The sequence below is a fragment of the Actinoplanes sp. NBRC 101535 genome (assembly GCF_030269225.1).
Lineage (GTDB): Bacteria > Actinomycetota > Actinomycetes > Mycobacteriales > Micromonosporaceae > Actinoplanes > Actinoplanes rectilineatus.
Genome location: NZ_BSSY01000014.1, coordinates 154,410 through 166,579 on the forward strand (window position 1 = coordinate 154,410; position 12,170 = coordinate 166,579).

The 12,170-nt window shown below is 71.4% G+C and carries 12 protein-coding genes; 7 read left to right on the top strand and 5 right to left on the bottom strand.

Annotation, left to right across the window (positions count from 1 at the left end):
• Nucleotides 1-104: 104 nt before the first annotated feature.
• Nucleotides 105-569: an SRPBCC family protein gene (locus QSK32_RS32255; RefSeq protein ID WP_045742104.1), complete on the bottom strand. Its 465-nt coding sequence runs from the start codon at nucleotides 567-569 to the stop codon at nucleotides 105-107.
• An 86-nt stretch (nucleotides 570-655) separates the two neighbouring features.
• On the opposite strand from QSK32_RS32255, the gene QSK32_RS32260 reads away from it, so the two are divergent.
• Nucleotides 656-2,245: a phytoene desaturase family protein gene (locus tag QSK32_RS32260; protein WP_285473982.1), complete on the top strand. Its 1,590-nt coding sequence runs from the start codon at nucleotides 656-658 to the stop codon at nucleotides 2,243-2,245.
• Here QSK32_RS32260 and QSK32_RS32265 read toward each other — a convergent pair.
• On the bottom strand, nucleotides 2,236-2,682 hold the full coding sequence (locus QSK32_RS32265; protein WP_045742106.1) for an SRPBCC family protein: 447 nt from the start codon (nucleotides 2,680-2,682) through the stop codon (nucleotides 2,236-2,238). The genes QSK32_RS32260 and QSK32_RS32265 overlap by 10 nt on opposite strands.
• 125 nt (nucleotides 2,683-2,807) lie before the next feature.
• Here QSK32_RS32265 and QSK32_RS32270 point away from each other — a divergent pair, with 125 nt between their 5' ends.
• The 5 genes from QSK32_RS32270 to QSK32_RS32290 all read left to right on the top strand — a co-directional run bounded on the left by QSK32_RS32270 (nucleotide 2,808) and on the right by QSK32_RS32290 (nucleotide 7,654).
• Nucleotides 2,808-4,013 (top strand): glycosyltransferase, encoded by a 1,206-nt coding sequence (locus QSK32_RS32270; RefSeq protein WP_045742107.1) that lies wholly within the window; start codon nucleotides 2,808-2,810, stop codon nucleotides 4,011-4,013.
• An 87-nt stretch (nucleotides 4,014-4,100) separates the two neighbouring features.
• A complete protein-coding gene (locus QSK32_RS32275) occupies nucleotides 4,101-5,000 on the top strand; it encodes an ABC transporter ATP-binding protein (protein ID WP_045742108.1) in 900 nt (299 codons plus the stop codon).
• Nucleotides 4,997-5,737: an ABC transporter permease gene (locus QSK32_RS32280; RefSeq protein WP_045742109.1), complete on the top strand. Its 741-nt coding sequence runs from the start codon at nucleotides 4,997-4,999 to the stop codon at nucleotides 5,735-5,737. Before QSK32_RS32275 ends, QSK32_RS32280 begins: the two co-directional genes overlap by 4 nt.
• A 13-nt stretch (nucleotides 5,738-5,750) precedes the next feature.
• Nucleotides 5,751-7,004: a sensor histidine kinase gene (locus QSK32_RS32285; protein WP_285473983.1), complete on the top strand. Its 1,254-nt coding sequence runs from the start codon at nucleotides 5,751-5,753 to the stop codon at nucleotides 7,002-7,004.
• Nucleotides 7,001-7,654, top strand: a complete 654-nt coding sequence (locus QSK32_RS32290) for a response regulator (protein ID WP_285473984.1) — start codon at nucleotides 7,001-7,003, stop codon at nucleotides 7,652-7,654. Before QSK32_RS32285 ends, QSK32_RS32290 begins: the two co-directional genes overlap by 4 nt.
• Before the next feature lie 840 nt (nucleotides 7,655-8,494).
• Here QSK32_RS32290 and QSK32_RS32295 read toward each other — a convergent pair.
• Nucleotides 8,495-8,926: a VOC family protein gene (locus tag QSK32_RS32295; protein WP_285473985.1), complete on the bottom strand. Its 432-nt coding sequence runs from the start codon at nucleotides 8,924-8,926 to the stop codon at nucleotides 8,495-8,497.
• 329 nt (nucleotides 8,927-9,255) lie between these two features.
• Here QSK32_RS32295 and QSK32_RS32300 point away from each other — a divergent pair, with 329 nt between their 5' ends.
• Nucleotides 9,256-10,419: an FAD-dependent monooxygenase gene (locus tag QSK32_RS32300; protein WP_285473986.1), complete on the top strand. Its 1,164-nt coding sequence runs from the start codon at nucleotides 9,256-9,258 to the stop codon at nucleotides 10,417-10,419.
• 18 nt (nucleotides 10,420-10,437) lie between these two features.
• Here QSK32_RS32300 and QSK32_RS32305 read toward each other — a convergent pair whose 3' ends face one another.
• Both QSK32_RS32305 and QSK32_RS32310 read right to left on the bottom strand, forming a co-directional pair.
• Nucleotides 10,438-10,941, bottom strand: coding sequence for a hypothetical protein (locus tag QSK32_RS32305; protein WP_045742113.1), 504 nt, complete (start codon nucleotides 10,939-10,941; stop codon nucleotides 10,438-10,440).
• An 80-nt stretch (nucleotides 10,942-11,021) separates the two neighbouring features.
• Entirely contained in the window at nucleotides 11,022-12,077 is a 1,056-nt protein-coding gene (locus tag QSK32_RS32310) for a class I SAM-dependent methyltransferase (protein WP_285473987.1), read from the bottom strand.
• Nucleotides 12,078-12,170 lie beyond the last annotated feature (93 nt).

Here is a 12,170-nt window from a genome sequence, read left to right on the forward strand (position 1 = left end):
CGGCAGCCGGGTGAGGGCCGGTGCGGCACCCACCCGGCGTTCAGGCACGGTACTTCTGCGTAGGTCGTACAAGATGATTGTTGTGATCTTCAGGTGGTGGATTCTCAGGCTCCGGGGCGATCGACGTGACCGCGCCACGAACCGGTCTCGATGCCGCCGCGGCTCTCGATGAACTCCTTGAAGCGCTTCAGATCGCCCTTGACCTGGCGGTCGATCACGCCGAGCTTGTCGCCGGCCATCTCGACGAAACCCTGCGGCTCGAAGTCCATCTGGACGGTGACCCGGGTGTGGGCGTCGTCGAGCCGGTGGAAGGTGACCACGCCGGCCTGCTTCTCGCCCTCGGTGGTGTGCCAGGCGACCCGCTCGTCGGGCAGCTGCTCGGTGATCTCGGCGTCGAACTCGCGGTGCACCCCGCCGACCTCGGTCTCCCAGTGCATGCGGGTCTCGTCGATCTGCCGGATCTCCCGGACGCCGTCCATGAAGCGCGGGAACTCCTCGAACTGGGTCCACTGGTTGTACGCGGTGCTCACCGGTACGTTCACGTCGACGAACTCGGTAACCGTGCTCACGAGGATCTCCCTTCTGTTTTCTGCTCTCGGCACTACCGGTGCCCGGGAAATGGCGTGCCAAACGCACAGGTGGGTAGCGTGCTGGTGTGGAGACCGTGGACGCGATCATCGTCGGTGCAGGTCACAACGGTCTGGTGGCGGCGAACCTGCTTGCCGACGCCGGCTGGTCGGTGCGTGTGCTGGAGGCCACGCCACATCCGGGTGGGGCGGTGCGTTCCGGTCACGTGACCGCGCCGGGTTATCTCTCCGACCTGTTCAGTGCGTTCTACCCGCTCGGCTACACCTCGCCGGTGCTGCGCGGCCTGGACCTCGACGAGCAGGGACTGAGCTGGAAGCACGCCCCGAAGGTCCTCACCCACCTGCTGCCGGACGGCCGTGCGGTGAGCCTGGACCGGGACCTGGCGACCACGATGGCGTCGGTGGAGCAGTTCGCGCCCGGCGACGGGGAGCGGTGGAAGCACGCGTACGACGACTGGCGGGACGTCTCCGCACCGATGCTGGCCACGCTGTTCGACCCGTTCCCGCCGGTCCGCAACGGCCTCGCCCTGGCCCGCCGGCTCGGGGTCGGCGGCGGCCTGCGCCTGGCCCGGCGGCTGGTGCTGTCGGTCCGCGAGCTGGGTTCGGAACTGTTCGACGGTGAGGGGGCGAAACTGGCCCTGGCCGGGTGCACCCTGCACACCGACCTGTCACCGGAGGACGCCGGCGGCGGGGTGTACGGCTGGCTGCTCGCCATGCTCGGCCAGGAGTACGGCTGGCCGGTGCCGAGCGGCGGCGCCCAGGAGCTCACGTCCGCCCTGGTCCGGCGCCTGACCGCCCGCGGTGGCGAGATCGTGTACTCGTCGCCGGTGGCCCGGGTGCTGGTGGCCCGGGGGCAGGCGATGGGGGTGCGGACGGTGGACGGCCGGGATTGGCGGGCCCGTCGCGCGGTGATCGCCGACCTGCCCGCCCCGGCCCTGTTCCTGGACCTGGTCGGTGACCGGTGGCTGCCGCCGCGGATGGTGGAGGACCTGGCGCACTTCCGCTGGGACGGCGCGACGCTGAAGGTCGACTGGGCGGTCCGTGGCCCGGTGCCGTGGAAGAACCCGGCGGCGGTGGGGGCCGGGACGGTGCACCTGGGCGCGGACCTCGACGGGTTGACGCGGTACGCGGCCCGGATCGCGGTCGACGAGTTGCCCCCCGACCCGTTCCTGCTGCTCGGGCAGATGACCACGGCGGATCCTAGCCGGTCGCCGGCCGGGACGGAGGCGATGTGGGCGTACACGCATCTGCCGCACCGCCAGTCCTGGCACGCCGACGAGATCGCGGAGCACGTACGCCGGATGGAGGCCGTGGTCGAGTCGCACGCGCCGGGTTTCCTCGGCATAGTGGAGGGCCGCAACGTGTTCGCCCCCGGCGACCTGGAACGGGAGAACCCGTCACTGGTCGGCGGGGCGCTCGGCGGCGGCACGTCGGCGGCGTTCCAGCAGCTGTTCCTGCGGCCGATCCCAGGGCTGGGCCGGCCGGACACCCCGGTGGACCGGCTCTACCTGGGCAGCGCCTCGGCGCACCCGGGCGGCGGGGTGCACGGTGCGCCGGGGGCGAACGCGGCCCGGGCGGCGCTGGCCCGGGACCGTGCCGTGACGGGCCGGGCCTACCGGGCGCTGATCGACGGTGCGCACCGGGCTGTCTACCGCTGACCGTCCCAGCGTTCGGCGATGTCGGCGAGGCGGCTGAGTGTCTCCACGTTGCGGCGGTGCAGCAGCAGGTCGTTGATCTTGTTCTGGACCCAGCTCAACGGCCCCTGCTCGAACTCCTCATGCATGATCACCCGGGTCTGGTCGCCGGCCGTGGCCTCCAGGATGATGTCCACCACCGCCGACCCCAGCGGCCACAACCCGGCCTCCAGCCGCAGCCGCCGGTCCGGCAGGCAGCTCAGCACGGTCGACGAGTCGTGCAGCGACAGCGGCCACGGCCCGGCCTTGTGGTGGAGTTTCGAGCCCGGTTGCGGCCACTCCTCGTCCACGTCCCGGATGTGGGCGGTGCCCACCACCCAGTCGCTGTACGTCCAGCCGTCGGCGAGGACGGCGAAAACCCGATCGGGTGGTGCTGCGACAGTGCGCGAGACGGTGGCCACGACAGCTGATTACCCTGCTCAGGACGCTTGTAACGGCCGGGTCATGTTTACGCCTCGGGCAGTGGGGCAATCGGCACCGGGTATCCGAACTCGTCGCCTGCGATACAAGCGGTAGAGGAGACTCTGTGCGAATTGCAATGATCTCCGAGCACGCCAGCCCGCTCGGAGGCGGGGACCAGGGGGCCCACGTTTCCGGGCTTTCCACCGCGCTGGCCGAGCTTGGACATGACGTCCGTGTCTACACCCGTCGTGAGGATCCGGACGTGGCCGAGGTGGTTCCCACCCCGAGCGGCGTCCGGGTCGTCCACATCCCGGCCGGGCCCTCCCGTCCCACGCCACCCGGCCTGCTGCTGCCCCACATGGGCGAGTTCGCCCGGCGACTCCGGGAACAGTGGCGGGACGAGGACTGGACCCCGGACGTGGCACACGCCCACTTCTGGACGAGCGGCCTGGCCGCGGTCACCGCGGCACGGCAGGTCGGCATCCCGGTGGTGCAGTCCTTCCACGAACTGGGCGCCCGGGACGACGACCGGGAGACCGCGAACGGCCCGTCCCGCGCCGGCTACGAACGCGCACTGGGCCGTGCGGTCGACCGGGTGGTCGCCCAGACCCAGGACGAGGTCCGCGGACTGGTCCGGATCGGCGTCCCCCGGGCCCGGCTGTCGGTCGTGCCCGCCGGCGTCGACAGCGAACGATTCAGCCCGGACGGGCCGGCCGTGCACCGCGACCCGGAACGACCCCGCATCCTGTCCGTCGGCCGGCTCGTCGAACGTAAGGGCTTCGGCGACGTCATCCAGGCGATGCGGTACGTGCCCGGCGCCGAGGTGGTGGTGGTCGGTGGCCCACCGGCCGAGCAGCTGACCGCCGACCCGGGCGCCCGGCTGCTGCGGGCGATGGCCGAACAGTTCAAGGTGTCCGACCGTCTCCGCCTGGTCGGCCAGGTGCCGTACCGGGACATGCCGAACTGGTACCGCTCCGCCGACCTGCTCGTCGCCGCCCCGTGGGCCGCGTCGGACCGGTTCGACCCGGCCGCCCTGGAGGCTATGGCGTGCGGAGTGCCGATCATCGGGACCTCGGTGGGCGCGCTGACCGAGACCGTGGTGGACGGGCTGACCGGCGACCTGGTGCCGGCCCGCGACCCGCGGGCCCTGGGCGGGGCCCTGCGCCGGCTGGTCAACGACAAGGTCCGCCGGTTCACGTACGGGACCGCGGCACTGGACCGGGCCCGGCAGGCGTACTCGTGGAAGCGTGTCGCCGCTCAGATCGGCTCGATCTACTCGGCGGTGAGTGGGCTGCGGCGTACCAGCGCCGGCAGTGAGGCGGCGGCGTAGGAGTAGTCCGGATCCACCGATCGGTGGATCCGTTCGGCCGCCCACCGGTCGATCCGGGCACCCCTGCCGGTCCGCCACGCTTGGTGCATGCCAGTCGTCGAGGTCGAGAAGCTCGCGAAGAGGTACGGCGACACCGTCGCCGTGCGGGACGTGTCGTTCACGGTGGAACCCGGCGAGATCTTCGGGATCCTCGGTCCGAACGGCGCCGGAAAGACCACCACGGTGGAATGCATCGGCGGCCTGCGCACCCCGGACTCCGGCCGGATCACGGTGCTGGGCCGCCCACCGGCCGACCGGAGCCTGCGCGCCGAGGTCGGCGTGCAGCTGCAGGAGGGTGAGCTGCCGGACCGGCTCACCGTCCGGGAGGCCCTCGAGCTGTACCGGACGTTCTACCCGGACCCGGCGGACTGGCGGCAGCTCGCCGGTGACCTGGGCCTCACCGAGAAGCTGACCACCCGGTACGCGAAACTCTCCGGTGGCCAGAAACAGCGCCTCTCCATCGCCCTCGCCCTGATCGGCAACCCGCGGATCGCCGTCCTGGACGAGCTGACCACCGGCCTGGACCCGCAGGCCCGCCGGGACACCTGGGAGCTGATCTCGCAGATCCGCGGCCGGGGCGTCACCGTCCTGCTGGTCACCCACTTCATGGAGGAGGCCGAACGCCTCTGCGACCGGATCGCGGTGATCGACCGCGGTGAGGTGGTCGCCCTGGACACCCCGGCCGGCCTCGTCCAGCAGACCTCCGACGAGCAGACCATCCGGTTCCGGCCGTCCGTGCCGTTCGCCGACGCACTGCTCACCACCCTGCCCGAGGTGCGCCGCCTGACCCGGCACGGCGACCGGATCGAAGTGTCCGGAAACGGCAACCTGCTGCACGCGGTGGTGTCCGCGCTCGCCCTCAACCAGATCGTCGCCGTCGAACTGCGCCTGGAACAGGCCACCCTGGACGACGCCTTCGTCCGCCTCACCGGCCGGGAGGAGTCGTGACCGTCTTCGTCAAGCTCACCACGACCGAACTCCGGCTGCTCGTCCGCGAACCCCTGGCGATCTTCTTCGCCGTACTGTTCCCGACTGCCCTGGTCGTGATCCTCGGCGCGATCCGGGTATTCCGCGAACCGGTGCCGGAGCTCGGCGGCCTGCGGATCATCGACCTGTACGTCGGCATCGCGGTCACCCTGGTGCTCGCGATGCTCGGCCTCCAGATGCTGCCGGCGGCGCTCGCCACGTACCGGGAGAAGGGTGTTCTGCGCCGCCTGGCGACCACCCCAGTCCACCCGGTCGCCCTGCTCGGCGCCCAACTCGTCGCGAACCTGCTGGTGGCGGTGGTGGCCGCGGCCCTGTGCATCACGGTCGGCTACCTGGTCTACGACGTGCAGCCCGCCGCGAACATGCCGGCCTTCCTGATCGCGTTCCTGCTCAGCGGCGCCGGAGTGTTCGCGATCGGCCTGCTGGTCGCCGCCCTCGTCCCCACCGGCAAAGCCGGCAACGCCGTCGGCACGCTGCTGTTCTTCCCGTCGATGTTCTTCGCCGGACTGTGGGCGCCGCGCGAATCGATGCCGGCCACGGTACAGCGGATCGGCGACTTCACGCCGCTCGGCGCCGCCGAACGGGCCCTGCACGAGGCGATGACCGGCTCCTGGCCGAACCCGCTGTCCGTCGCGGTCCTCCTCGGCTATCTGCTGATCTGTGGCGTCGCGGCCTCCCGCCTGTTCCAGTGGTCCTGAGAGACTGACGGACGTGACCGAAGCGCCGGAACGCAAAGCCTGGCGGAGCTGGCTGCCGTTCACCACACTCGGCATCGCCACCGCGCTGGCGTTCGTGGTGAAAGCGCCGCACATCACCCACCGCCCGGCGCCGGAGATCTTCGCGGCGGTGGCCCTCACCGCCGCCTGGATCCTCTGGTGGGTGACCCTGCATCCACACTGGGCCACCCGCCGTGTCCACATGACCGTCTTCTTCGTCGGTCTGCTCAGCTGCAACCTGCTCCTCGTCTGGTGCAGCCCGTTCTTCGGCTTCTTCACCTGGACCGCGAACCTCTTCGTGATCTACGCCCTGCCCGGCCGGTGGCGGATCGCCGGGGCCGTCCCGGGCGCCGCGATCACCGGGCTCTCCCAGGTCGGCGGATTCGGCACACTCGCCGTCTTCGGCGGGGTCATCGCCTTCCTGGTCGTGGTCGCCGCCAACCTGCTGATCGCAGGCGTGATGCTCTACGTCGAGACCCGCAACGAGCGGGACGCCCGCCGCCGCGTCCGCATGATCGACGAACTGGCCGAGGCGAACACGAAACTCGAGGAGGCGCTGCGGGAGAACGCGGGCCTGCACGCCCAGCTGCTGGTCCAGGCCCGCGAAGCCGGGGTGCTCGACGAACGCCAGCGGATGGCCGGCGAGATCCACGACGTGCTCGCCCAAGGCCTGACCGGCATCGTCACCCAACTGGAGGCGGCCGAGGCTGCCGAGGCGGACCCCGGCGACCGCGACCGGCACCTGGCCACCGCGAAGCGCCTGGCCCGGGAGAGCCTGTCCGAAGCCCGCCGATCCGTACAGGCGCTGCGCCCCCAGCAACTCGACGCCGCGCCCCTGCCGGACGTCCTCGCCGACGTGGTACGCGGCTGGTCCGGCCTGCACACCACCACCGACGCCCGACTGATCGTCACCGGCGAACCCGCCCGCCTCCTGCCGGAGATCGAGGCGACACTGCTGCGTACCGCCCAGGAGACCCTGGCGAACGTGGCCCGGCACGCCCACGCCCGCCGGGTCGCACTGACCCTCTCCTACATGGAGGACCTGGTGACCCTGGACGTCCGCGACGACGGCGCCGGCTTCGACCCGCACCTGCCCCGCCCCGTCTCCGACACCGGCGGCTTCGGCCTGCGGGCCATGCGCGAACGCCTCACCCGGATAGCCGGCACCCTCGACGTGGAATCCGAACCGGGCGCCGGCACCGCGATCTCCGCCTGCGTCCCGGCCATCCCGGTCGGCGGCCTCGCATGATCGGCCTGCTGATCGTCGACGACCATCCGGTGGTCCGCGACGGCCTGCGCGGCATGTTCACCGGCGACGGCCGTTTCACCGTCCTCGGCGAGGCCGCCGACGGCCGCGAGGCGCTGACGGTCGCCGCCGCGGTCACCCCCGACGTCGTCCTGATGGACCTGCGCATGCCGGTGATGGACGGCGTCACCGCGATCCGCGAGCTGAAAGCGGCCGGCTCACCCGCCCGCATCCTGGTCCTGACCACCTACGACACCGACGGCGACGTGCTGCCCGCGATCAAAGCAGGCGCCACCGGCTACCTCCTGAAGGACGCCCCCCGCGAAGAACTCTTCCGCGCCGTGGTCGCCGCCCACCGCGGCGAACCGGTCCTCTCCCCGGCGGTGGCCGGCCGCCTGATGGGCAGCCTGCGCGCCCCCACCCCCGTCAAGGAGTCCCTCAGCCCCCGCGAACGGGAAGTCCTCGCCCTCACCGCCCAGGGCTGCACCAACCGGGAGACCGCAGCACGCCTCTTCATCAGCGAGGCCACGGTCAAAACCCACCTGCTGCACATCTACGCGAAACTCGGCGTGCGGGACCGGGCGTCGGCGGTAGGCGCGGCCTTCGAGCGCGGCCTTCTCCCTTTGGGGGTACGCGTCGACGGCCCCTCCTGACGCCACACCTCCCGCGCTACCACGCGGCCACCTGCCCACTCGGCCTTGTGCCGCCGCCTCCGGGCTGACCTGCCGCGAGAGCCTCACCCCGTGTGTGCCATCCGTGAGCCTCCCCGCGAGTAGCGACGATTCGGCTCGTTCGCTCGCTCGCTCGCTCGTTCGCTCGTTCGCTCGTTCGCTCGTTCGTTCGTTCGTTCGTTCGCTCGTTTGCTCGTTTGCCGGTTCGCCGGTTCGCCGGTTCGCGCGTTCGCGCGTCCACTCGGGGTCCAGCCGTCGTTCATGGCTGCCGCGCGGAGTCGAGCCGTGGCAGCCGTCGCCCACGGCTCTCCGGAAACGCCGGCCGACCGTGGACGACGGCTGGGAACTGCCGGCCGTCGTCCACGGTCGTTGTCGGCTTGTGGATCGACCACCAGCGACGGCTTGGGGCTGTCCGGCCGTCGTCCAGGGTTGTTTTCGGCTCGTGGACGGACCACCAGCGACGGCTTGGGGTCGTCCGGCCGTCGTCCAGGGTTGTTTTCGGCCCTTGGGTGGACCGTGGGCGACGGCTGAGCGGGTTGGGCCGTCGGGCACGGTTGTTCGGGCGGCGGGAGTCAGCCATCAGCGACGGCTGGACCCCGAGTAGACGGGCGAACGGGCTGCCGAGTAGTCGGGCGAACGGGCTGCCGGGTTGAGGGGCGGATGGGCTGACAGGGAGGGCGGACGAGTGGACGGGCGGATAGGTGGGCGGACGGGCGGATATGCGGATGGGAAGTCGAATAATTGGAGATAACGGCATGAAGGTAGACAAGCGGTCGGAGGAGCGGATGAGCTGACCAGCTGCTGAGCGGAGGAGTGGGTGGGTCAGTCGGTGGGGGCGGGTACGGGGGACTCACCGCGGTAGGTGCCGAACTGCCACAGGTTGCCCTCGGGGTCTCGGGCGGTGAAATCGCGGGAGCCGTAGTCGGTGTCGAAAGGGGGCTTCAGGATTTCGGCACCGGCTTTGGCGGCTCGTTCGTGGAGGGCGTCGATGTCCTCGGCGACCACGTACGCGCCGAAGGTTCCGGCTCGTAGGGGCCACTGGTCGAACGGGTCGTCGCGGGCCGAACCGAGCATGATGCCGCCGCCCAGCGGCCAGGTGAGCTGGGCGTGGTCCACCTGGTCGCCGTCGCCGTACACCACGGTCTCCTCGAAGCCGAACGCCTCGACGAGGAAGCGGATCAACGCCCGGGCGTCCTTGGCGCGCAGGCTGGGCCAGACCTGCGGCGGAGGGGGCGTCGTCGTCGTGTCCGTCATGCCTTCATCGTGGCTGGACTCGTCGTTTCCGGGGCGGAAACCGGGTGCGACTGCCTGAGACGGAAACCGGGTGCGACCGCCGAGACGGAAGCCGGGTGCGACCGCCGAGACGGAAGCCGGGTGCGACCGCCGAGACGGAAGCCGGGTACGACCGCCGAGACGGAAGCCGGGTGTGACCGCCTGAGACGGAACCGGGTGTGACCGCCCGAGATGGAAACCGGACAGCACGAACGATCGTGCGGCATCGGCCGGAGACAGCGCGTGAGTGAGGCAGCGGCGGGACGGCTGCATGCAGACGGCTGTGACTGCGGGGGAGCAGGATGAGGGGTATGGGACGACGGGCGGTCGTGGTCGGGGCGGGGATCGGCGGGCTGGCCTCGGGGCTGGCACTGCAGCGGCGCGGCTGGGACGTGACCGTGCTGGAACGGGCCTCGTCGCTGGAACCGGTCGGTGCCGGGCTGGCCGTGGCGCCCAACGCGCTCCGGGCGCTCGACGTGCTGGGCGTCGGCGAGCGGATCCGGGGGCTGGCCGGGCTGCGGGGTACGGCCGGGATCCAGCGCCCGGACGGCCGCTGGATCACCCGGACCGATGCGGACCGGGCACTCGCACGGTACGGCGACCCGGTGATCGTGGTGCACCGGGCGACGCTCGTCGACGCGCTTGCGAGTGCTCTCGCACCGGGGACGGTACGACTCGGTATGCCTGCGGGGGCGGTCGATGCCGAGGCGGGACGGGTGTCGACCGCGGACGGGACGCTCACCGCCGACCTGGTGGTGGCGGCCGACGGGCTGCGGTCGCCGATCCGGGCCGCGCTGTTCCCGGAGCATCCCGGCCCGGTGTACACGGGGGTGACCAGTTGGCGGATCGTGGTGCCGCATCCCGGGGGCAGGCTGGACCCGGCCGAGACGTGGGGCGCCGGGAAGGTGTTCGGAGTGATGGTGCTCGGCGACGGGCGGGTCTACTGCTACGCCACGGCACCTGCGACGGCGGGAGATACCGCACCTGCGACGACGGGAGATGCCGCGCCCGCGACGGCGGGAGGAGCCGGCGACGAGCGGACCGAGATGCTGCGGCATTTCGGGGGCTGGCACGAGCCGATCCCGGCACTGATCGCGGCCGCCGACGAGGTGACCCGCACCGACATCCGCTGCCTCGACGAGCCGCTTCCCCGGTTCCACAGCGGGAAGGTGGCGCTGGTCGGTGACGCCGCGCACGCGATGACCCCGAATCTGGGGCAAGGTGCCTGCCAGGCACTCGAGGATGCACTGGTCGTCGCGGCCCGAGCAGGCGAATTACCTCTTTACTCGGCAGAGCGCGTCACGCGTACGAGAAAAGTCTCTGAAGCCTCACGCAGAGTGGGCAGAGTGGCCGGCCTCAGCCACCCGCTCGCCGTGTTCTCCCGGAATCTCGGGATGAAGCTGGCCGGCATGCTCGGCCCGGACCTGGTCCTCCGACAGATGGACCCGGTCCTGAGCTGGCGGCCGCCCCGGTGAGGGACGGCCGCCAGGAGATCAGGCAGCCAGCGCCTGGGCGAGATGGTCCCGGAACGACTGTTCGTCCTCGGTGACCGTCTCGGCGCCGATACCCAGCAGACCACCGGTCGAGGCGGCACCCACCACCGCGTCGGTGATCTCCAGAAGCCAGTGACGGTACGTCTCGGCGTCGGCCACCGTGGCCTTGGCGGAGAGCAACGCCGCTGCCTCGCCCGCCCGGGACAACACGTCCTGGACGTAGGCCTCCGGGTCGTTCGGTTCGATGATCGGGGCTTCCTCGCCGATCTCGGGGTCACCGGCCTCGGCGACGGCCGCACCGGCGACCGTCGAGACCAGTGCGCTCGCCGACGCGCGGGCGTCGGAGATCCGGTCCAGCCCGGCCTGGTTCTCGGCGCGGGTCTTGCGGGCGCTGTCCGGGGTGGCGGCGCTGGCTGCGGTGATCACCGACTGCGGAAGCCCGGTGAGCAGGCCCCACTCGGCGTCGGTGTAGCCCAGCTGTGCGTAGAGCGGTTCGTCCGTCACGCGCGGTCCTCTTTCCCTGTGTCAGGCTGACAGCATTCTTACCTACCCCGTTGCCGTCGGCCTTGCACCGGGCGTAGCGCTTACGGGCGAGCTTCGTAGACGTGATTGAACGGCGTCTGCGCGACACGCCGGAACCGGGTGAATCCGGCCTCGGTGACCAGCCGCCGGATCGGCTCCTCGCCGGCCTGCGCGCCGAGCGACCAGCCGCCCTCCTGGGCGAGCGCGCCCGGGACGCACAGGTACGCCGAGAACGAGTAGTACACCCGCCCCACCGGGTTGAGGTTGTCCGCGACCGTCTCCCCGGCGGCCGGCTCGACGATCATCCAGGTGCCGTCGCCGGTCAGCCGGGACCGCACGTTACGGGCCGCCGCCAGCGGATCACCCATGTCGTGCAGTGCGTCGAAGGTGGTGATCAGGTCGTACGGTCCGCCGCCGAAGTCCTGCGCGCTGGACGCCTCGAAGCCGACCCGGCCGTCGAGTCCCGCGTCGGACGCCCGCTTGCGCGCCTGCTCGATCGAGGCGGTGTGGCAGTCGTATCCGGTGAACGACGATCCGGGGTACGCCTGCGCCATCAGCACCGTCGACGCCCCGTGCCCGCAGCCCACGTCGGCCACCCGGATCCCGTCGCCGAGCCGTGGCAGGATCCCGTCCAGGGCGGGCAGCCACTCGGCGATCAGGTGCGCGCTGTACCCGGGACGGAAGAACCGCTCACACCCGGCGTGGACGTCCTCGTCGTGGCTGCCCCAGCTGAGCCCCTCGCCGGTGCGGAACGCCCGCTCCACCCGGTCCTGGGCCCGCAACGCACCCAGCGCCAGCTGGAACGCGCCGGGGGCGAAGATCGGGCCGTTCGGGTCGGTGAGGGCGAACGCCTGCTCTTCGGTGAGCGAGTACCGCCCGTCGGCCGGGTCGTACTCGACGTAGCCGCCGGCCGCCTGACCCCGCAGCCACTCCTCGACGTAACGGGGTGCGGTGCCGGTCCGCTCGGCCAGCTCCTCCGGCAGGGCGGCCCCGGTGGCGAGCGCCCGGTAGAGGCCCAGCCGGTCGCCGATCACGATGTGCCCGGCGGCGACGGCGGCACCCAGGTCGCCGACGAAACGGTGCACGAAGTCCATGAGTTTCTGCTCGTTGACTGTCATACCTTCGGTTCTACGGTGCGGCACGGCCGGGGGAATCCGTGTCGGCTACCTAGCTCAGTGCGGGCGGCTACCCGGATCGGAACCTAGGGTCGC